The organism is Lacunimicrobium album, assembly GCF_052161635.1.
Lineage (GTDB): Bacteria > Planctomycetota > Planctomycetia > Planctomycetales > Planctomycetaceae > SXPC01.
This window is the reverse complement of sequence record NZ_CP197413.1, coordinates 1,347,932-1,368,011: the sequence shown is the minus strand read 5'-3', so window position 1 is coordinate 1,368,011 and position 20,080 is coordinate 1,347,932. Positions and strand designations below refer to the sequence as shown.

Here is a 20,080-nt window from a genome sequence, read left to right as displayed (position 1 = left end):
ACGCAAGACTGTCAGGACTTTGCGTTAACTCGACAGTCTCTCGGAAGCCGGGCCGAGTTGGCCGCGGACTGTTCTCACGGGATCTTTCCCGGTTTGAACCGTTTCGTCGAACACACTCAGCAGTTTCTCTTTATCGAAAATCATCTCTTGCCGGGTCATGCCCGTCAGGTCATAGATGCTTGTCAGTTCGATCGCATCAACCGGGCAGGCTTCTTCGCACATGCCGCAGTAGATGCAGCGGAGTTCATCAATGACGAAGGTCTTCGGGAACTTGTCGCGATCAGCCCAGGCGGGATCGTTCTTGTCGGTTCCTGTCGCTTCAATCTCGATACAGTTAGCAGGGCAGGCGGTCTGGCACATGAAGCAGGCGACGCATTTGACGCGTCCCTGATCATCGCGATTCAAACGGTGAACGCCGCGGTAGTTCTTGGGAATCTCAGGCTCGACTTCCGGATACTGGCGAGTCTGGTTCTTATGGAACATGTGACGAACGGTCGTCGCGATCCCGGCTGCGATAGCAGGCAGATACAGGGCTTCGCTCAGGCCGATTTTCGGAGGCTCAGCGAACCGGACCGTCTTTTTCTTGTTCTCGGTCGTCATGAGTATTGAGTCTCCATCGCCATGCGAGAGGCTGCTTTGCGTTGAATGCGTTTTTGTGCCATGGTGACGTTGGCCATGCCGCTGAGCACGAGGATCGCGACCGACAGAATCGTCATCCACCAGCGTGAGGCGTCGAAGGTCAGAACAATCACCAGTCCCAGCAGGTTCAGAATGCCCAGTGGAATCAGACCCTTCCAGGCCAGTCCCATGAGTTGATCGTAACGGAAGCGAGGCAGTGTCCAGCGAAGCTGCATGATGAAGGCCACCACCAGCGAGACTTTGACCGCGAGGACCACCCAGCGAATCAGGAAGCCAGCGACCGTTGCATCAACGGGACCCGTCAAGCCGGGGAAATGCCAGCCGCCGAAGAAGAGCAGAACCGTCAGGAAGCTGACCGTCACAAGGTGGGTGTATTCCGCAAGAGCAAACAGCACGAACTTGATTCCGCTGTATTCCGTGTGGAAACCGCCGACGAGTTCCTGTTCGCACTCTGAAAGGTCGAAAGGAAGTCGGTTCGATTCCGCCAGTGCAGCAACGAAGAAGATCAGGGCCGCCAGTGGCTGCCACCAGAAGTTCCAGTTGACGATCCCGTCACCTTGAGCCGCGACGAGTTTCTCGATATTCAGGCTGCCGGTCATCGCAATAATCCCGAGCAGTGACAAGCCGATGGGGATTTCATAGCTGATAAACTGAGCACAGGCGCGGGTGGCACCGAAAAGGCTGTATTTGTTGTTCGAGGCCCAACCGCCGAGGATGATCCCGTAAGCAGATAGACTCGAAATCGCCAGCAGAAAGAGGATCCCGATATCAACACCCGGGGCAATGATCGCACGAAAACCAGGCCCTGGCTCTGCGTTGGCCGGACCGTAAGGGACGACAGCAATCGAAAGCATCGCACACATCAGGCCGATCGTCGGAGCGAACAGGTAGACAGACTTGTGAACGTGTGACGGGATGACCTGCTCTTTGAGAAAGATCTTGATCCCGTCTGCGATCGACTGAAACAAGCCGAGCGGTCCGACGCGGTTTGGCCCGACGCGATCCTGCACGTAAGCAGCGAGCTTGCGCTCGATGAATGTCATATACAGACCTGCCACCGGAACGAATCCGAGGACGATCACCATCGCTGCACCGAGAGGCCAGAGGAAATTCCAATCGATCGTCATGAGAACACTCGCTTTCCGAGTTCGCCCAGTTCCCCGGTTTCAAAGGCCGCAAATGCCGGGATGACGCCCGCCATTTCTGCACGGATGGTTGGTCCGTGGTACAGGCCCGAGCGTCCGCTCAATTCCATGTAGGTTCTCGCATCAGGACGTGTTCCATCGGAACAACGAATCGCGGGATGGAAGGTTTGAGCCAGACCTGCATGGTTGACGACGGTCCCTTCTTTTTCGACGAAGGAGACACCCGGAACCACCACATCGGCTGCCTGAGTCAGATTGTTTTCGAGAATGTCGACAACGATCAGCGTGCCCGCACGACGGAGTTTGCTGACGGTGTCATCATTCAGCCATTCGGCTGGAGAGTTGCCGACGACGAGGACGGTCTCGTAAGGATTCAGTTCCATCGAAGAGAGCCATTGCTCGTCGTTGACAATCGACTTCTGGAAGTGCTGGAGCACGGCTTCGACGCCGAGTCGGTTCGGTGCTTTTTCGGCACGAATCGTAAAGCGAGTTTTCTCGGCAGCAGGCGATTGACCCTTCGGGCCTTTGGGATAGGTATCGTCTTCACCAACGAGAGGGACAGGCCCCATCGCCAGCGTGATTTTCGGATTCGTCTTCTTGAGATAATCCGCCAGCAGGTAGGCTTCTTCGCAGGTCATGAACGGCGAGAAGACAGCGAGCGTCTTGGCCGGATGATCCTGAGCGGCTTGCTTTAGGACCGATTGCAGGTGACTAATCACGCCGGGCCAAGGATCAGTGAAAGTCAGGTCAGAGATTGTCGCCGTCGTGACTGGAGTGTTTTGAGCAGCCGACATCGAGTATTGCTCGACAGTATTTGTTGGGACTCCGATCGTCCTCAGTTGAGGAGAGACGACATGAGGATTTGCAGTCCGCCCGATGCGCGGAGCACGAATCCGGTTTTCGCTTTGTGCGAACTTCCAGCCGAACCGGCCGTCGTCGCACATGAAGCTGCCTTGAGCTTGCGGGTTCTCGCGTGGGCGGACCCGTTCGACTTTGCTTTCGCTTTGATCGACCTTGATGCTGCAACCGGTACTGCAGAGCTGGCAGACGCTGTCGGCGCTCTTCAGCCACCAGACACGTTTCTTGTACAGGAAGTCCTTGCTGCAGAGGGCACCGACCGGGCAGAGGTCGACGACGTTACCGGCGAGTTTGTTGTCACATGGCTGGCCCGGGAGGACTTCGATTTCTTCGACGCTACCACGGCTCGTGACGAACAACTCCGCTGTCCCGCTGTATTCGCGAGTAAAGCGGACGCAGCGGGTACACATGACGCAGCGATCGGTGAAGAGTGCAATCTGTTCGCCGATGTAGTATTTGTCTTGTCGTTGAACTTTCGGCTCGTCGAGACGGCTTTCGGCCTTGCCGAACTGATAGGTGTAGTCCTGCAGGTAACATTCACCGGCCTGATCGCAGATGGAGCAGTCAAGCGGGTGGTTGAGGAGCAGGTACTCGAGTGTCTGGGCCTGAGACGACTTGACCTTGGGCGAATCGGTGACGACGACGGTGTTTGGCGTCGCTGGAGTTTGGCAGGCGGGAACGAGACGAGGCTGCATGGCAACCGTGCCGTCTTCCTTCTTTGTCCCTGCTTCCACTAAGCACATACGGCAACTGGCAACAACGGAAAGATCCGGATGCCAGCAGTAATGCGGAATTTCAACTCCGGCACGACGAGCCGCCTGAACGATATTTTCCTTCGGCTGCACTTCGATTTCAACGGAGTTGATAAACAGACTCGGCACGACGACGTCCTTCTGGTGATTCTGAGGTGAGTAAAGATCGCGGCTGCAACTCGATCAGTGGGCGGCGAGAGCTTCTCTCATCTCGGTCTTTTGACCTTTGGAAATATATTCCTCGAATTCGGGACGGAATTTCTTGAGGGCATTCTTGATCGGCCACGCAGCACCGTCTGCCAGTCCGCAGATCGTGGTACCGGGCATGATGCCGATCGTATTGGAAATATCTTCGAGTGTCTTGAGGTCCGACATTTTGCCGTGACCATCGCGGATACGTCGGAGAATCTTGGACGACCAGGCGGTTCCCTCGCGACATGGGGTACATTGACCACATGACTCGTGAGCGAAGAAGCGACAGTTGTTATAAAGGACATCGACCATGCTCGTCTGATCGTCAATGACGATGACGGCTGCGGTTCCGAGTCCCAGGCAACCGGCTTTTCCTGGGCCTGCGAAGTCGAGTGGTGTATCAAGTTCCTCTGCCGAGAGGAAGCCCATGCTGATCCCGCCAGGAACGACCGCTTTGACTTTGCGACCTTTCCAGACACCGCCCGCATGGTTTTCGATCAGCTCGCGGGCAGTAATGCCCAGAGGAAGTTCGAACAGACCGGGGTTATTGACGTGACCACTGACGCAGTACAGCTTCGGGCCATAGCTTCCAGGGTCGCGTGGATTATTGGGATCCTTCGGAACGCCCATCGACATGAACCACTCCGGACCCTTGTCGAGGATGTGTGTCACGCAGGCGAGTGTTTCGATGTTGTTGACGACGGTCGGTCGACGGAACGCCCCTTCGATCGCAGGGAACGGAGGCTTGATCCGTGGCCAGGCCCGCTTGCCTTCGAGGCTTTCGATCAGACCGGTCTCTTCGCCACAGATGTAGGCACAGGCACCGCGGACAAGGTAAACATCGAGACTGAAGTTCGAGCCAAGGATGTTCTTGCCCAACAGGTTGTTGGCGTACATTTCGTCGACGGCTTTTTCGAGTGTGCGATAACACTGGCCGTATTCGTATCGCAGATACAGGTACGCAACCGAAGCGCCGGTCGCATACGAGGCGATCGCGATCCCTTCGAGAAGCTGATGGGGATCTTCTTCGATCAGGATCCGGTTGTTGAAAGTGCCGGGTTCGCTCTCATCTCCGTTGACGCACAGATAGATCGGGCCTTCGTAGTTCTTAGGAAGGAATCCCCACTTCGAACCGGTATGGAAGCCCGCACCGCCGCGACCACGCAGGCCGGAATCGGAGACGACCTTGATGACCTCAGCGGGAGTCATCTTCAAGGCCTTTTGCAGACCGTTATAGCCACCATCCTGCTGGTAGTAGGCCAGGGTCTGGCTGCCGGCAACGCCGCGTCGTCTGAGAAGAACTGGTTCAAATGCCTCGTTCATTAGGACTTGCTTCCTCCTTGAGGTTTGGCCAACGCAAGGACTTCTTCGACGCCGACTTTGAGTTGCAATTCGTCATTGATCAGAATGCAGGGGGCACCATCGCAGGCACCTAGGCACTCCGCGAGTTCGAGAGTCATTTCGCCATCGGGAGTCGTCTGGCCCGGTCGCAGGTGAAGGCGGTCGCAGACCTCTGCGAGAAGTTCATCACCACCACGCAGCATGCAGGCCAGCGAGCGACAAACCCAGACGCGTTTTTTACCGAGTGGATGCTGTTCATCACGGAAGAAGCCGTAGAACGTCATCGTGTCGACGATCTGAGTCGGATTCAGTTCGAGCAGGTCAGCGATTTCATTGATGGCTTCGCGAGAGACGCAGTTGTAGGCTTCCTGCACCATGTGCAACGCAGGCAGCGTGATCGCCTGCTTATTCGGGTATCGCCCGTAATAGCTGATGATCTTCTCACGAATTTCAGGGGAGAGCGCACTCATCGATCCAACTCCGCGGCAATAATATTGAGACTTCCCAGCACCGCCACCACGTCGCTGAGCGTACAGCCGCGAATCATGAGCGGGAACAGCGCGAAGTGAATCAGGGACGGCGGTCGGGTCCGGGCACGATAGGCCCGATATGACCCGTCGGAGACAATGTAGAATCCCAGTTCTCCGTTAGGAGACTCAGTCGCAGCGTACAGCCCGCCTTTGTCGACTTTGGGCTGACGGTTCGGCATGATCGTTTCGAAGTGGTGAATCAGTCCTTCGATACTGCGATAGACCTGAGACTTGTCTGGCAGGACTTCCTTGCCGCTTCCCGGTGGATAGATCGGACCTGCAGGAAGTTTGTCCAAGGCCTGACGGATGATCTTGATCGATTCCTTCATCTCGAGCATGCGAACCTGATAGCGGGAGAAGCAGTCCCCTGCCGTGGCGCAGATCACATCGAAATCGAGATCGTTGTAGGCAAGATAAGGCTCATCGCGACGCAGGTCACGCGTGACGCCGCTGGCGCGGGCAATCGGGCCAGTGGCTCCCCCGCTGATGGCTTGTTCTTTGGTCAGGATGCCGACACCCTGCGTTCGTTCAATAAAGATGCGGTTCTTCGTGACGAGGCGATCGACATCGACATACGTCTTTTCAAACGTGTCGATGAAGTTGCGGATCATCTTCAGACAGTCCGCCTCGACATCAAACAGCAAGCCCCCAACGCGGGTGAAGCTGGTGTGGAAACGCTGTCCGGACGCCTTCTCGCAGATCTCGTAAATTCGCTCACGTTCATTGAACATGTACATGAACGCCGTCGCACCGCCGAGGTCGAGAATACAGGCTCCGACGCACAGCAGGTGATCGTGGAGACGCATCAACTCGGCGAAGATCGTTCGCAGGTACTTCGTGCGAGGCGTCAGTTCGATGTCGAGGAGTTTCTCCACCGCATGGTGCCACGCGATCTCGTTGGCAAGCGGAGAAATGTAATTCATCCGGTCGACAATGGTGACATACTGGTTGAAGTCGAGAACTTCGCCCAGCTTCTCGAAGCCGCTGTGCAGGTAGCCGATGTCGGGAATCCCCTGCACGATCTCTTCACCGTCCAGCGTCAAAGACAGACGCAGCGTGGTGTGAGTCGCAGGGTGCTGAGGACCGAAGTTAAGGGTCCAGATCCCTTCACGGCGGCCCATGGAATCGGCATCGGGTTCACTGAGTTGTAGTGGCATGATCAGCTCTCCGCCCGGGTCAGAACTGGGAAGTTGTGACGCTCGCCACGTCCCTGGACGGGATAGTCTTTACGCAATGGAAACGAGGTGAATTCCTCGGGCAGCAGCAGGCGTTTGAAGTTGGGATGGCCTTCAAAGATGATTCCGTACATGTCGTAAGTTTCGCGTTCCATCCAGTCGGCTGAGGTCCAGAGTGGATACATGGATGGCAATGTCAGCGATGGCTCGTTCAAGAACACAGAGACCGTCAGACGAGTTCCGATTTCCACATCGAGCAGTTGATAAACCACTTCAAAGCGGTCTTTCGCACCCGCATATTCCAGGAAATCAACCGCAGTGACGTCAACCAACATCGAAAACCCGAAGGCCGTTTTCAGCTGGCCCATGACGTTATACAGATCGCCAGCAGAAACGATCAGTTTCTTCTGGCCATGAAAGACTTGCCACGTATGTGAATACGCTTGCAACCCGGCATCGATTTCAGCGAACGGGGAGTCCACGGGAGTTGTCGTCTCAGGTGTCATTCAGTCGCTTTTACTGTGTTTTACGGCGTTTTTGCTGTGATCAATGGCAGTGGAATTGAGTCGACCGGAATTAGTGCTTGGGGTCATAGACCGGCAGTTGAAGCTTCAACGGAACGCGTTCACGCATCCGGATGACCTCTTGCGTATCGAATCGACCCGGCCCTTCGGCTCGCATTCTACTGGCGAATTCACGCCCGCCAACCGTTCCTGTCTGCTGAATTTTTTCCTGCAGATCGATGATGGCTTTGATCAACTGTTCGGGGCGAGGTGGGCAACCTGGGATGTAAATATCGACGGGAAGAAACCGATCAACGCCCTGAACAACAGCGTAGGTATCAAATACTCCGCCGCTGCAGGCACAGGCTCCCATCGAGATACACCACTTCGGTTCGGGCATTTGCTGCCAGATCCGCTGCAGAACGGGCAGCATCTTCATCACGACACGGCCAGCCACGATCATCAGATCGCATTGACGTGGGGTGAATCGCATGACTTCCGAGCCAAAGCGAGACAGATCGTGCCGGCTGGCTGCTGTTGCCATCAATTCAATACCACAGCAGGCCGTGGCAAATGGCATTGGCCACAGACTGTTCTTACGGGCCCAACTGGCAGCCGCATCAAGCTGCGTCCAGATGACCCCTTCCTGGATTTGATCGTGAGTACGATCTATTTCGGCCGCCATTCAAACACGCCCTTTTTCCATGCGTAGACATACGCAAGACCCAGTGTCGAGATGAAGACCATCATCACGACAAACACCGGGCCACGATGATCAACCGGAACTCCGCCTTCCCCCTTCAGCGAGACCGCCCAAGGGTAAAGGAACAGAAGCTCAACATCGAAGACCAGAAACAGAATCGCCATCAAGTAAAACTTGACGTCCAAAGGCTGACGAGCATCCTCGTGCACATCCATGCCCGATTCATAGGGCATGTCTTTGACGGGAGTTGATTTGCGGGGAGCAACAAGGTGCGGCATGATTAGGCTGACAGCCGCGAATCCAATGACCGCTACTAAGTAGATCAGGATGGGAAAGTATTCTGCCATCTTCCGTTCTTCATCACAAGAAGCTTCGTTTCGGCAATTCAGTAACCACTTAACGAAATCGATCTTATTCGATTTGGCTTGATCTCACAATTGCACCGCTGGCAACTATTTGCATAAACCGAACACCCAATGCGTTCGTGCAGGGGCGTATGCTATTTTTATCGACAGAAAACAATTTCAAGGTCTCCCCGATCATTTCACAATCTGCTCGCAAGAACGCTCTTCAGGATCAACGTCCTTGAATGGGTGACTGTTCCTGAGATAAAAAAGAGACACTCCCATGACTCGCGAATGATCGCAACCTGCCTGATTGCATGCACTTATATTTTACACAAAACATGTTGTACAATTTCTGCAACAACGCCCTAGAAATTCCGCATGATGAGTTCCAAGAACTGACTGCAAACATGCGGGTATTTTCAGCGGCTTGCATTTCTGCTGATTTGGACTCAGTGTCAATTCTAAGAAAGTTCGAACAGGGTATTTGCCGAAGAGCTTGGTGCAGATTCACAGCGGACGAATTCCAGATCCTTTGGGTGGACATGTTAAAATAGAGGTCTCAAATCTCATATGGAAGAACATAAACGACGACGTCGACTGCTGATCGAGGGGCGTTATCGTTTCTCAGTGGCACATCTGCTGGCTGCAATCGTTCTGATGTTTGTCAGCTTGCCGTTCGTTTCGTTTGTCTCGTTCGGGGGTGTTCTCGAAGAGATTCTGCTGAGCCTTGTCTTGATTGCGGGGATCAATGCCGTCGGCGCCAAGCGTCGAACGCAAGTAATGGCGATGGTGATCGCGTTCCCGACACTACTTTGTCAGTGGTTGACGCATTTTTTTCCAGAGACAATCCCCGGCGTGCTGACGCTGATCGGGAGTGCCTTTTTTGTCGGGTTCGTGATCGGGCAGCTGTTTCTCTTCGTGATGAGGACGACGACCGTCAACTCGGAAGTGCTCTACGCAGCAATTTGCGTCTATCTGTTGTTTGGGATGGTGTTCGCGATCCTGTACGAACTACTGGTGAACGTGAACCCGGCTGCCGTCGTCTTCAGTCCGCCTTATCCCGGGCCGATGCCGATGGAAGGCTTCACCTCTTTATACTTCAGCCTGCAGATGCTCACGACGTTTGACTTTGGCGACATCATGCCAGCCACGAATGTCGCGAGGATGATGGCGATCGTCGAATCAACGGTCGGGACGTTTTATCTGGCGATCCTGGTCGCAAGACTGGTCGGTCTTTACTCAGCCGAGAATCCGCGACGTTAGGCCGTACGGGCATTCCTGCACGCCTCTATCTTCAAATTTGCAAGGCTCTCCCGAACTCAAGGAAGAGTTCACACATAGCTCGACGACATGAACCGACAGACGCTTCGCAGGAAACGATTAAAGACCTTCTGTCTGGCAAAAACGGTAAACCGGGACGGTCTGCAGCCGAAAGCCGACGCATGATCAAAGCGGTCCTGTTTGTCCTCAAAACCGGTATCTCTTGGGAGGATTTGCCGGCACGCTTCGGTTAGTCCAACACCGTCTGGATGCGGTTCGATCGCTGGTGTGCCTCGACAGCGTAGCAGTGCCTGACGAGTGTTCCCGGTGATCCGGATCTGGAAAAACTAAAACTGGATTCAACGGTCATCCAGGCTCACCCATCACAGCCACGGGCCGACGTTCACCGGATAAACAAGAAGCCGCTGATACGCGACCAGTCCTTGGACGCGGTCGTGGGGAACTGACGACAAAGGTCCATGCGGCTGTGAATGCAGAGGGTCGCGTAGTAAGGCGTTTCGTCGTGGCTGCCCAAAGCGGTGACGATCAGCAGGGCGAACGATTATTGGATGACCTCCTTGCCAAAGCACTTCAGCACGTCGTGGCGGATACGGCTTATGACCGCGATGCAATTCGCAAACGTATCCAGAAAATGGGAGCCAAGGCATGCATCAAACTTTTCCCCAAACGCAAGATCAAGCAACGCGATGACAAGCAGTGGTATCGAAACTGCAAGGTGATCGAACGAGGTATCGGCCAGTTCGAAATCAACCGACGCCTCGCCACACACGAGGAGGGTAATCCCGGGCAGTTGCCAATCCAGTCTGCCCGGCTTACTCTCGATTCTCAATTCCATCGCCCAGCCAGTCACTCTCCCACACCAGCTGAAATGAATGTCGATTCAATCGTCAATTTACTCACACGACCACCTCTTTCCTCACCAGTTCGTCACCAAAACTTAGTACTCCCTCGGGTGAGTAATGTGATCACCACCTTCCCACGATTCCCGTCGTAATCGACTGATTAAGTCAGGAGCTCCAAGACCCGCACCTGCTCGCGTGGCGTCAGCGTGTCCCTGAGCGGGTCAAACTTGGCAATCGCGTATTCGCATATCGAGAGTCGATTTGTTTCGTGAATCTGTTCAAGCACCTCGCCCGCCCGACGTAACGCCAGTCGCACTCGTTCCAAAAGATCGGCCAATGGGGCGACCGCCAGAGAGTTCTCGTCACGTGGGCCAATGTGTGCGACGACGTCGGCGATCTCGCAGCCCCTATGGGCGAGTTCCCAATACAAGATGGCTTGTTCCAACTAGTACCAATCCTAACCTGAAACAGTGAGTTGCAGCCAGGGGGCGGCGCAGACGGATTTCATGAGGTCCGGATTCAGGGCGCTCTGTTGCCAGGCCTCCAGTGAGGCTTCTTCCAGTACCCAATAGTCCACATAAGCCCCGTTGCTCCAGTGATGCGAATTCAGGCAATGTCACAGGTTCTCGATCGAGTTGGGCTCCAGGCTGTAGGACACGAGCAGCACACACTTTAACCTGTTCCAGTCAGGACTTTCATCAGGAACTAGTCGGCCTAGCCGCATTTTTGCCGCTTGCCAACAAGGCTGTCTTTGCTGGGGTGCTGCCTGAGCAGGCTCCGTGTGAAGCGGTTCAGCCAGGAGAGATTCTCGCGCAGTCCCTAGGCTCGGGTTCGCGATTCATCCTCATGGTAAACCATGTCCAGCCCCCAATGGCAGCTGCTCTCGATCCGCCAATGCCCCCTAACTGCTCGCGTGAACTTATTCACATCCACCTTCAAACTGCTCAACGGTATCAAGTTGCTGCCTGCTCGAAAGGCAGCTGCCGGACGTCATGCGTCATCTTGCCGTCTCGAATGGTGGTCAGCATCGTGATGCCAATGGATGTCAGACCTTTCCAATGATCTGCTACTGGCAATGATGGCGGTAATGACAACTGCACGTACACCCGTCATTCCTGTCATCAGTGATCGTGTTCGTTCGTCTCGTGTCACTCGACATCAACCCGCTTGAAATCTACCTCCAGCAGTTGGTCAACGTGAGAGATCACCGCCTGATGCAAATTCTCATGGTTGCCTTTGAGGGCGAGCACGTAGTCGCCGTACGCCTCGATGATCTGCTCGGCGAGTGCTTATGTACCCCATCGCATCGATCGTGACAATGGCTTCATTGCAGTCAATCAGCTTGATCGCCTCTGGAATCGCAGCGATCTCATTGGACTCCTCTTCGCACGCGACCTGGACCAGCGTCAGTCCATAGTCTCCAGACCACACGCTGACGGCGTGCAACGGCCTCACCCCACGAGCGCGCTCGTGAGACCGCCGGTCCGCCTTACCATCAATGCTGATGATGTGCCGACCGAAGTCCTGATCTTCCTGGGCAGCTTCCCGCAGACCCGCGATCCACCCGTGAAAACAGGCCTGAAACGCATCCGGGTCCAGACGAAGCAGTACGCGGCGGTAAACGTCTTTTCGGGGACCTCCGAGGGAATGCTCGTCTGCGGATGCGTTTCGCGTGTCTCGACGATTTTTTCCAGACGACGCGACAGCGACTGATCACGCAACCGACTCCCCCGGGCGACCTCCTCACGCAAAGCAGCCCCCACACCGCAGGCCGTCCAATCATCACCCCCCGAAAGCATTCATCACGGCCTCCCCAGACGGCAATCAGGAACATGCGTGGTACGATGAGCTGACACGTCGGCCCACGGTCAACTCACATCTCATGTTTCGCGGCCCACGCCGTTGCACCCATGCGACGGAACGCACGACCGACGGCTCATACCGCACCAAATGGGCTTTTAATGGTCTATCACGATCGCAAACGCATTTGGTGCGTTTCGAAGACTCACCAGCACCCTACTCTTCCCTCAAGTCAGGCCGTTGATGGTGCTCGTCGAATCGCTGAAGCGATCGGCTTCCACACCCATTTTCTGCATGAGAGTCAAAAAGACGTTATTCATCGGGGGGTGAGTCTTCTCATCGAACGCAATGTGCTGGCCGTGTTTAAGGCCCAGGCGATGGCCGCCAGCGACGATCAACGGCAGGTTTTTCGGAGAGTGGTCTCCCCCTTCGCCGGAGTTCATGCCAGAGCCGAAGACGATGATGGTGTGATCAAGCATATTGCCGTCACCATCCGAGGTCGCTTTCAGGAACTTCATAAAGCGGGCCAGACGTTCCAGATGGAAGCGGTCGATACGGGCCAAGGACGAAAGCATGCCGGCATCACCGCCGTGGTGGGAGAGTTCGTGATGATTTTCCCCGCCACCGCCGTAACCGCCCGCTTCCCGTGACCATTCGTAAGTGATGACGCGCGTGGTATCGTTAAGAAACGACAGATAAGAGAGTTCCATCATGACATCGATCCACATCGGTCGATCATGCGCATCCCCGGGCTGCGAATTGAGCTGGAGATTGGTTCGCGCAACTTCGGGTTTGGGAATATCAATCCAGGATTCCAGACGCTCCACACGCTGTTCGGTGCTGCGAACGGAGGTGAAATACTCATCGAGTTTCTGCTGGTCAGACTTGCTCACTTTGGCTTGGAGACGCTTTGCGTCTTCCATGACGTTATCGAGGATGGACTTCTTCTGTGCGTAACGCTGCAGTGTCGCGGTTCGGTCCGCCGTTGTTTCCGGAACGAAGAGACGCTCGAAAAGACGTTGAGGAGAGTTTTCGGCTGGGAGCGGTGTGCCGCTTTGATCAAAGGAAAGTGTGTGGCTATGCCCTGCGGAACCGGTACCCGATGAGTCAGAGAGTTGCAGGGACGAGAAACGGGTCTGAGTGCCGAGGAGCTCGGCGATGATCTGATCGAACGAGACGGTGTTGGCATAATCGCTGCCAGGCTTGGACGTCAGATCCGCTCCCGTCAGCCAGGTATCCGCTCCGGAGTGCCCACCCTGAGAATGAGGGTGCCCGATGCCTGTGATGACCGTGAAGTCTTGCTTGACGTCTTTCAACGTTTCAAGCGTCGGCGAAAGGGTGTAATTGAAGCCTGTGTCTTTGGGCATCCACTGCATGATATTGACGCCATTGGGGACGTAGCAGCAGATGATGCGGGGATGTTTGCCAAGCGATCTGGCTTGAGGCGCGAACTGCGAAGGGGCAGCCATAAGGCGTGGCAGCATGGCGTCGAGAAGTGGCAGGCTCATCGCGACCCCAAGGCCGCGAAGCAGGTGTCGACGAGAAAGTGGCTGAAAGAAAGATGGTTTCATAGTGAACTCGTAAGAGATGTTGTTCGTGTTATCTGGTCTGGAACTGTTCACTGAGGACGATGAGTTCGATGAGATGAGGAAGGGTATCGTGCCCCGGTTCCCGGAGGTCTTTGACGATGGCCTTAATGGTCAGTTCGTCAGAGAGCGCGAGTTCTCGACCGAGCGCGAAGGTCATCAACTTGCGAGTCAGACAGGAGAGAAACAGGTCTTCGCGGGCGACGAGTGCTTCTTGCAGCCCCTGAACACCATTAATAGGAGTGCCATCAAGAAGGGTAGCCGAGGCATCAATGCGGGGATCGTCCCGCTCGATACGACCTTTGTAACCAAAGCCTTCCTGATCGCGCCATTCGCCGGAGGCATTGAAGTTTTCGAGAGCGAGTCCCAGCGGATCGATCTTGTTGTGACAACGCGCACACTGAGGCAGGCTGCGGTGGATCTCCAATCGCTGACGGACAGTCGCCTTATCGATGCCGGGAACCTTTGGGGCAATCTCACCAGCATTCGCGACCGGAAGACCGGGATCAATGCCGAGCACATTCTTCATCACCCAGGTACCGCGTTTGACCGGAGAGGTCCGTGTCCCGTTGGAAGTGATCGTCAGCATGGAGGCTTGAGTCACGACACCGCCACGATTGATCCCCCTCGGGACCTTGACGGCTCGGAAGTGATCGCCTCGCACATTCGGGATGCCATAGAAGCGAGCCAGGCGTTCGTTAATGACGACGAAGTCAGACTTCACAAAGTTCATCACCGAGAGTTTCTGTCCGAGGATGTGGGAAAAGAACTCTTCGGATTCCTTGATGATCGAGAGTTCAAGGTGTCGGTCATACTGCGGGAAGAGGTCTTCTGCCGGCGGATTGGCTCCGACTTCTCGTAGCCCCAGCCATTGACCTGCGAACGACGTGACAAAGTCCCGTGCCCTCGCATCTTTCAACAGACGGCTGATCTGCTGTTTGAGAATGTCGGGTCGACTGATCTCTCCAGTGTCAGCGAGTCGACTCAATTCGTCATCGGGCATGCTGCACCAGAGAAAGTAAGACAGCCGACTGGCAAGCTGGTGCGGCGAGAGAGTCTGCCCTGCAGTCCCCTGCTCCACGGGCTCGGTCAGGTACAGAAAGTGAGGGGAGACAAGAATCGCTGTCAAAGGCAACTTGAGTGCATCCGCTGGCGTCGGGGACTCTTGACGGGCAGCACGATAGAGGGTGAGCTTCTCGTCGATCTCCTCCTTGGTCACAGGGCGACGATAAGCCTTTCTCATCAACGACGCGATAATGGCCTCCGCCTGCTGTGACTCCTCGCGACCAGCCAGTCGACCGGCTGAAGTGAGGCGGGTCTTCGGTTCGGGCGGCCATTGCTCGTAGACCGGTCCTTCCAGTTCCATCCAGTCAATGCAGAGTTCCGGACGGGCGAACTGCTCGCCGGTCTGCATCCAGAAGTTTTCGAGAATGTGAGGGATGCTGTAATCGTATTCGATAGTCAGCCCTGCAGACTCGGTAGTGAAGTCCAACGGGATCTCAAAAACTTTGGGAGCATCAACCGTTGCATCGACATCGAACTCAGCGACGACTCGGGGCTGACCACCAAGGTCCTGAACCAGTTTGATGCGAGCAGGACCGTAGTCATACATGCGGTCATTGCGAAAGTGATCGAGGTCACGCTCGAACATCTGGCGATGATGCTCCGCTTCTCGTGGGTTCTCTTTTGAAGATTTCTCGATGCGCTGTTCGAGATAAGTTCGAGCACCAGCGACAACATCCTCCCGCGTAGGCAGTCTCGATGCAGCACGGATGCGGACGATATACTTACCTTTGTACGGAAGACGAAAATCGCGAACGTTGAATTTTTTGTCCCAGCTGTTGTGATGAATGATGATCTGGTCATCTTTGACCGGATTGTTCCCCGCATTGACGATCAGACGCTGGCCATCATAAGTGACACGGTTGCTGTCGCTATTCCCGGACTCGGGCTGGAAACGCCATTTCAGAGACGGAGGCTGCTCGCCCGTCACGAAGACTTCGTTGAGGATCTTCTGAGCGGCTTCGAAATAAAGCTCAACATGCAGCGGCGATAACGACATCGCTTTCCCAACATTATCGAACCCACCTGCAGAGGGGTCTTCGGGAAAGGCAGCCGTATCGAAGTCGACGCCGAGCAGATCGCGGATCGTATTGCGGTATTCGACACGATTCAAACGACGCATGACAACGACCGTCTCACGTTTAATAAGTTCGCCGCGGGCCATTTCCGACGTCACCCAGTCAACAATCTTCGCGACTTCGTCGCTAGTTGGCTGCTTTTCATCCTCGGGGGGCATCTCGTGGCTGTTGAGGACGTTGACGACTTCCTGCCATTTCAATCTTCCGGCAGGCTCAAGAACATCAGACGTCAAATCGCGATCCACCCGCAGATCGCTTTCCGCCAGTTTACTCCCGTGACACCGCTGGCAGTGAGTTTGCAGGAAAGGGAGAACCTTCGAGCGAAAGCCCGCGTCATCGGGCTTCCACTCCGCCACAGATGACTCCTGAGCAGCACAGAACGTCGTCGCAACCAAGCTAAGAAGGGCGGCAAGAAGGGTGCCAGGGCGCATGAAGTCTCTCGTGACATGCAGAATGGTGAGCAATGCAACTGTCTTCATAACAACATCAAACTGACAAAACGTGATGCAGGAAATCAACTTTTCATCAACCGCTGCTGATGAATGCACTCTACAACCAGTTTGTGATTCCAACCAGAGACAGTTTCCAAAATGGTGCATCAGAGAACGGGGTGAACACCATTTGACCGAACAGAAATGTCATTGAACTCCAGAATTCTCGTGAATTGCGGCCCGGAAATTTGATTCGATAGCGAAATGTATTTGACGAGTTGCCTGACTGGCGGGTACAAAAGGTAACTGAAATCTCGTTGTGCTCTGCCTCTACCGCGTTCGGCAGGCTGGCGCTGGCCGTCACTTGTTTTGACGAAATTGAGAAGTCGATCGTTTTTTGCGGAGTATTCCGGCGCATCATGCGTCTAATAACCTGCAGAAACTGCGCACTGCTCGTGACGTCTTAGCCATCGAATGGAGTTGGGTTCATGTCTACTGATTCTCCTCTCGCCCAGCCACTCAACCTGCCTGATGCGACGCGAACGCGTCTGGAGTCGTTCCGACAAAAAGTCAGAACGATCAAACTGCTCGAAGGACTGCTCGCCGGCCTGTTCGGTCTGGCGTTGTCCTTCCTGGCAGTTTTCGTCCTCGATCGATTCTTCAATACCGATGGCTGGTCGCGCGGATTGATTCTGCTCGGCGGCTCACTCGGGATGGCGATCTTCTTCCCGATGACCTGCCATCGCTGGTTGTGGGGAACGCGACGCATGGAACAAGTCGCACAGCTCGTCAAACACAAATACCCCAGCCTGGGCGATCAGCTGCTCGGCGTGATCGAACTCGCTCGCCAGGAGAACACCTCCGACTCAGCCCGACAAAGCCGGTCACTGACCAAAGCCGCCATCGCACAGGTCGACAGCGTGATGGAAAAACGCGATCTGTCCGATGCCGTTCCTCGTCCTCGTCACCGACACTGGGGCATGGCTGCTGCGATTCCGGTCGCGATCACTCTTCTGGTCATCGCAGTTCTCCCAGCCGCTGGTCAGAACGCGCTCGCTCGCTGGCTCATGCCTTGGCGCGAAACACCGCGCTACACATTCGCACAAGTCGAGACGATGCCCAGAACAATCGTCGTCGCCCACGGCGAAGAGTTTGATCTCAACGCAAATCTGAAAGCAGATTCTCCCTGGAAGCCCGAGCAGGGCAAGTTGTATGTCGAGTCCTCACGCAACCCGCTCAAGAGCGCACGCGATGACAGCAAGTATGCGTTCACAGTTCCACCTCGCACAGAAGACTCAGAACTCTTCATGACCATCGGCGATGCGCGCGAGAAAATCGCCGTCAAGCCAGCCATGCGTCCGGAACTGGCGTCGTTGAAGGCGACCATCGTTCTGCCGGAGTATCTGCAGTATTCCCGTCCGCTGGAAGTCGATGTCCGCGGCGGAGCGCTGTCCGTTCTGAAGGGGGCTCAGGCTACGATCACCGCTCAGATTAATCGTGAGATTACCGTTGCTAGTGTCAGTAATAACCTTTTCGAGTTCCGTAAAAATGAGATCCTGATTCCCTCGATGCCAGTCCGCGAATCGCAGGACATCAAAGTGGAATGGACCGACAACCTTGGTCTGACGTCGAAAGAACCTTTCTCGCTGAAAATCAATGCCATCGATGATGCAGAGCCCTCGATTACCTGCCAGCAGACCGAAGCAGCTCAGGTCGTCCTGACGACGGATGTGATCAAGTTTGAGATCGCCGCCCGCGATGACTTCGGACTCAAGAAGACAGGTCTGGAATGGCAGGGAATCAAAGATGCCCTGTCGAATCCCAACCCCAAGACCGGCGAGAAGCTGGTGATGCAAGGCGGTCCTGAGGTTCAGTCGATCGCGACCCCGGCGACCTTCTGCGCGGAAAGCGATAAAGTCGCACCTCAGAAGTTGATGCTGCGAGCCTTTGTCGAAGATTACGAACCCAATCGCGGTCGTATCTATTCACCCGCCTATTCGCTGCATGTCCTGACACCATCCGAACACGTTGTGTGGATGACCAGCCAACTGCGTCGCTGGGCCAGTCAGGCCGATGACGTCTATGAAGAAGAAGTACGTCTCCACGACGCCAACCGCGCCCTGCGTGCTCTTCCCCCGGAAAAACTCAACCTGCCAAGTACTCAGCGTCAAGTCGAACAGCAGGCCGCAGCCGAACGAGCCAACGCCGCTCGACTGGCTGCTGTGACGTCTCAAGGCGATAAGCTGATTAAACAGGCGCTGCGTAACCCTGAAATGCTCGTCGATCACCTCGAGCTGTGGGCACAGGCACTCAAGCAACTTCGCAACATCTCTGAGCAAGACATGCCGGATGTCGCCGATCTGCTCAACGATGCTGCTCGCTCGACTCCACGACCTGCCATGGCCAATGCGTCCAATCAGAACAAAAAGACCGCACCATCGGCTGGGATGAACCGTGGCAAGCCTAACGGAGCCGCTCCAACTCCGCCCAGCGACCCCAAGCCTCCCGTTCAAGCCGCTCCCGGGCTTTCGGACGTCGAATCTGGTTTCAATGAGGCAGGCGAGCCAAAAGCAGACAACAAAAAGAAGAAGCCAAGCACCGGCAAGTTAACGCTTCCAAGCACCGTTCTCCAAGGCGGCCCTCAACCTCCCGATGAGAAGGATGAAGAGAAACCACCTGAAGAAGAAAGCCAGCTCGACGATGCCGTCGTCAAGCAGGAAGACCTGCTGGCCGAGTTTGCAAAAGTTCGCGAAGATCTGCAGTCGATCCTCGGCGATCTCGAAAACAGCACCTTCGTCAAACGCTTGAAAGCCGCCTCAAGAAAACAACTCGAGCTGGCCAAAGAACTGAATCGTACCCTCTATTCCGGTTTCGGAGTCAAATCCGACAACCTGGAGCAGCGTCAGGTTGAGCAACTGGATCTTGTCTCGAAAGGCGAGATCGCCCAAAGCCGAACCATCGGCTTCATCCAGTCGGATCTCGAAGCTTACTTCGGCCGTAAGAAAGAGAACAAGCTCTCCAAGATTCTCGAAGAGATGAAGGAAGTCAATCCGGTCGAGAAACTCAACGAACTGAGCAAAGTCATTGATGCCAACTACGCGGGCGAAGCAATCGCTGAATCCGAGTTCTGGGCCGATACGTTCGATCGATGGGCAGAGGAAATGGTCTCTCCGTCGAAATGCAGCTCCTGCAAAGGTGGCAGCTCACAAAGCCTGCCCCCATGGATCGTTCTGGAAGTCATGCGAATTCTCGATGGTGAAATCGATCTCCGCGAAGAAACACGGACACTCGAAACTGCCAAAGCGGGCATTGAGACCAAGGAATACATCGCAAAAGCCGCTGAGCAGGCCAAGACCCAGTTGAAGCTCTTCACGCGGACAAACCTGGTTGTCAAAGACATCATGGCTCTCCCCAATGGCGAGAAGAACTTCGGCAAGGAAATCCAGCTCATCTCAGCCGCAGCTGAAGCAATGAGCGATGCCGAAGAAGTCCTTTCGCGTTCCAACACAGGACCTGAAGCGATTGCCGCCGAAACTGAAGCCATCGAGATCCTTCTGGCTGCCAAACGTGCCAATCCCAAGAGTGGTGGCGGCGGTGGCGGTAGCACAGCAGGCGGCGGCGGACAAGGCGACACCGATCAGGCTGCCCTTGCAATGCACGGCCCTGGTGCTGATGTGAACGCAAAAGTCGAAGCACGCGATGTCGAGCAAATCAGCCCGGACGCTTCTGCTGAACTGCCAGCAGAGTATCGCGATGGTCTGGATGCGTTCTTCAATGCACTGGATGCTCGCAATTGAGTTCTGACTTCGGGCCT

The 20,080-nt window shown here is 55.3% G+C and carries 18 protein-coding genes; 4 read left to right on the top strand and 14 right to left on the bottom strand.

The window, feature by feature from the left end; all coding sequences use genetic code 11:
- Positions 1 to 24 precede the first annotated feature (24 nt).
- From SH248x_RS05425 to SH248x_RS05385, 9 genes are all read right to left on the bottom strand, one after another.
- Positions 25 to 600: a NuoI/complex I 23 kDa subunit family protein gene (locus SH248x_RS05425; RefSeq protein WP_459557497.1), complete on the bottom strand. Its 576-nt coding sequence runs from the start codon at positions 598 to 600 to the stop codon at positions 25 to 27.
- Positions 597 to 1,766 (bottom strand): complex I subunit 1/NuoH family protein, encoded by a 1,170-nt coding sequence (nuoH, locus tag SH248x_RS05420; RefSeq protein WP_459557496.1) that lies wholly within the window; start codon positions 1,764 to 1,766, stop codon positions 597 to 599. The genes SH248x_RS05425 and nuoH overlap by 4 nt, the downstream gene beginning before the upstream one ends.
- A complete protein-coding gene (locus SH248x_RS05415) occupies positions 1,763 to 3,523 on the bottom strand; it encodes an NADH-quinone oxidoreductase subunit G (protein WP_459557495.1) in 1,761 nt (586 codons plus the stop codon). The genes nuoH and SH248x_RS05415 overlap by 4 nt, the downstream gene beginning before the upstream one ends.
- 54 nt (positions 3,524 to 3,577) lie before the next feature.
- Entirely contained in the window at positions 3,578 to 4,909 is a 1,332-nt protein-coding gene (gene nuoF / locus SH248x_RS05410) for a complex I 51 kDa subunit family protein (protein WP_459557494.1), read from the bottom strand.
- Positions 4,909 to 5,397 (bottom strand): NADH-quinone oxidoreductase subunit NuoE family protein, encoded by a 489-nt coding sequence (locus SH248x_RS05405; protein ID WP_459557493.1) that lies wholly within the window; start codon positions 5,395 to 5,397, stop codon positions 4,909 to 4,911. The genes nuoF and SH248x_RS05405 overlap by 1 nt, the downstream gene beginning before the upstream one ends.
- Positions 5,394 to 6,614: an NADH-quinone oxidoreductase subunit D gene (locus SH248x_RS05400; protein ID WP_459557492.1), complete on the bottom strand. Its 1,221-nt coding sequence runs from the start codon at positions 6,612 to 6,614 to the stop codon at positions 5,394 to 5,396. The genes SH248x_RS05405 and SH248x_RS05400 overlap by 4 nt, the downstream gene beginning before the upstream one ends.
- Before the next feature lie 2 nt (positions 6,615 to 6,616).
- A complete protein-coding gene (locus SH248x_RS05395; RefSeq protein WP_459557491.1) occupies positions 6,617 to 7,114 on the bottom strand; it encodes an NADH-quinone oxidoreductase subunit C in 498 nt (165 codons plus the stop codon).
- A gap of 94 nt (positions 7,115 to 7,208) precedes the next feature.
- On the bottom strand, positions 7,209 to 7,820 hold the full coding sequence (locus SH248x_RS05390) for an NADH-quinone oxidoreductase subunit B (protein WP_459557490.1): 612 nt from the start codon (positions 7,818 to 7,820) through the stop codon (positions 7,209 to 7,211).
- Positions 7,805 to 8,185: an NADH-quinone oxidoreductase subunit A gene (locus SH248x_RS05385; protein ID WP_459557489.1), complete on the bottom strand. Its 381-nt coding sequence runs from the start codon at positions 8,183 to 8,185 to the stop codon at positions 7,805 to 7,807. The genes SH248x_RS05390 and SH248x_RS05385 overlap by 16 nt, the downstream gene beginning before the upstream one ends.
- A gap of 570 nt (positions 8,186 to 8,755) precedes the next feature.
- Between SH248x_RS05385 and SH248x_RS05380 the strand changes: the two genes are divergently transcribed.
- The 3 genes from SH248x_RS05380 (at position 8,756) to SH248x_RS05370 (ending at position 10,460) form a co-directional block, all read left to right on the top strand.
- Entirely contained in the window at positions 8,756 to 9,448 is a 693-nt protein-coding gene (locus tag SH248x_RS05380) for a potassium channel family protein (protein WP_459557488.1), read from the top strand.
- Complete coding sequence (locus tag SH248x_RS05375) at positions 9,367 to 9,699, top strand: transposase (RefSeq protein ID WP_459558586.1); 333 nt, start codon at positions 9,367 to 9,369, stop codon at positions 9,697 to 9,699. The genes SH248x_RS05380 and SH248x_RS05375 overlap by 82 nt, the downstream gene beginning before the upstream one ends.
- A gap of 128 nt (positions 9,700 to 9,827) precedes the next feature.
- Positions 9,828 to 10,460 (top strand): transposase, encoded by a 633-nt coding sequence (locus tag SH248x_RS05370; RefSeq protein ID WP_459558585.1) that lies wholly within the window; start codon positions 9,828 to 9,830, stop codon positions 10,458 to 10,460.
- Positions 10,461 to 10,468: 8 nt separating this feature from the next.
- On the opposite strand, the gene SH248x_RS05365 is transcribed toward SH248x_RS05370, so the two are convergent.
- From SH248x_RS05365 to SH248x_RS05345, 5 genes are all read right to left on the bottom strand, one after another.
- Positions 10,469 to 10,753: a hypothetical protein gene (locus tag SH248x_RS05365; protein ID WP_459557487.1), complete on the bottom strand. Its 285-nt coding sequence runs from the start codon at positions 10,751 to 10,753 to the stop codon at positions 10,469 to 10,471.
- 779 nt (positions 10,754 to 11,532) lie between these two features.
- Positions 11,533 to 11,907: an ISAs1 family transposase gene (locus SH248x_RS05360; protein ID WP_459558584.1), complete on the bottom strand. Its 375-nt coding sequence runs from the start codon at positions 11,905 to 11,907 to the stop codon at positions 11,533 to 11,535.
- Positions 11,908 to 12,335: 428 nt separating this feature from the next.
- Positions 12,336 to 13,679, bottom strand: coding sequence for a DUF1552 domain-containing protein (locus SH248x_RS05355; RefSeq protein ID WP_459557486.1), 1,344 nt, complete (start codon positions 13,677 to 13,679; stop codon positions 12,336 to 12,338).
- 28 nt (positions 13,680 to 13,707) lie between these two features.
- Positions 13,708 to 16,266, bottom strand: a complete 2,559-nt coding sequence (locus SH248x_RS05350; RefSeq protein ID WP_459557485.1) for a DUF1592 domain-containing protein — start codon at positions 16,264 to 16,266, stop codon at positions 13,708 to 13,710.
- Between the two features lie 118 nt (positions 16,267 to 16,384).
- Positions 16,385 to 16,687 (bottom strand): hypothetical protein, encoded by a 303-nt coding sequence (locus tag SH248x_RS05345; protein WP_459557484.1) that lies wholly within the window; start codon positions 16,685 to 16,687, stop codon positions 16,385 to 16,387.
- Positions 16,688 to 16,754: 67 nt separating this feature from the next.
- On the opposite strand from SH248x_RS05345, the gene SH248x_RS05340 reads away from it, so the two are divergent.
- Positions 16,755 to 20,063, top strand: a complete 3,309-nt coding sequence (locus tag SH248x_RS05340) for a hypothetical protein (protein WP_459557483.1) — start codon at positions 16,755 to 16,757, stop codon at positions 20,061 to 20,063.
- The last annotated feature ends 17 nt before the right edge of the window (positions 20,064 to 20,080 follow it).

Coding starts and splice junctions, on each gene's coding strand:
- SH248x_RS05405 (WP_459557493.1), bottom strand. CDS start 5,397: ATGAGTGCGCTCTCCCCTGAAATTCGTGAGAAGATCATCAGCTATTAC.
- SH248x_RS05425 (WP_459557497.1), bottom strand. CDS start 600: ATGACGACCGAGAACAAGAAAAAGACGGTCCGGTTCGCTGAGCCTCCG.
- SH248x_RS05355 (WP_459557486.1), bottom strand. CDS start 13,679: ATGAAACCATCTTTCTTTCAGCCACTTTCTCGTCGACACCTGCTTCGC.
- SH248x_RS05350 (WP_459557485.1), bottom strand. CDS start 16,266: ATGCGCCCTGGCACCCTTCTTGCCGCCCTTCTTAGCTTGGTTGCGACG.
- SH248x_RS05380 (WP_459557488.1), top strand. CDS start 8,756: ATGGAAGAACATAAACGACGACGTCGACTGCTGATCGAGGGGCGTTAT.
- SH248x_RS05385 (WP_459557489.1), bottom strand. CDS start 8,185: ATGGCAGAATACTTTCCCATCCTGATCTACTTAGTAGCGGTCATTGGA.
- SH248x_RS05390 (WP_459557490.1), bottom strand. CDS start 7,820: ATGGCGGCCGAAATAGATCGTACTCACGATCAAATCCAGGAAGGGGTC.
- nuoF (WP_459557494.1), bottom strand. CDS start 4,909: ATGAACGAGGCATTTGAACCAGTTCTTCTCAGACGACGCGGCGTTGCC.
- nuoH (WP_459557496.1), bottom strand. CDS start 1,766: ATGACGATCGATTGGAATTTCCTCTGGCCTCTCGGTGCAGCGATGGTG.
- SH248x_RS05340 (WP_459557483.1), top strand. CDS start 16,755: ATGTCTACTGATTCTCCTCTCGCCCAGCCACTCAACCTGCCTGATGCG.
- SH248x_RS05345 (WP_459557484.1), bottom strand. CDS start 16,687: ATGATGCGCCGGAATACTCCGCAAAAAACGATCGACTTCTCAATTTCG.
- SH248x_RS05400 (WP_459557492.1), bottom strand. CDS start 6,614: ATGCCACTACAACTCAGTGAACCCGATGCCGATTCCATGGGCCGCCGT.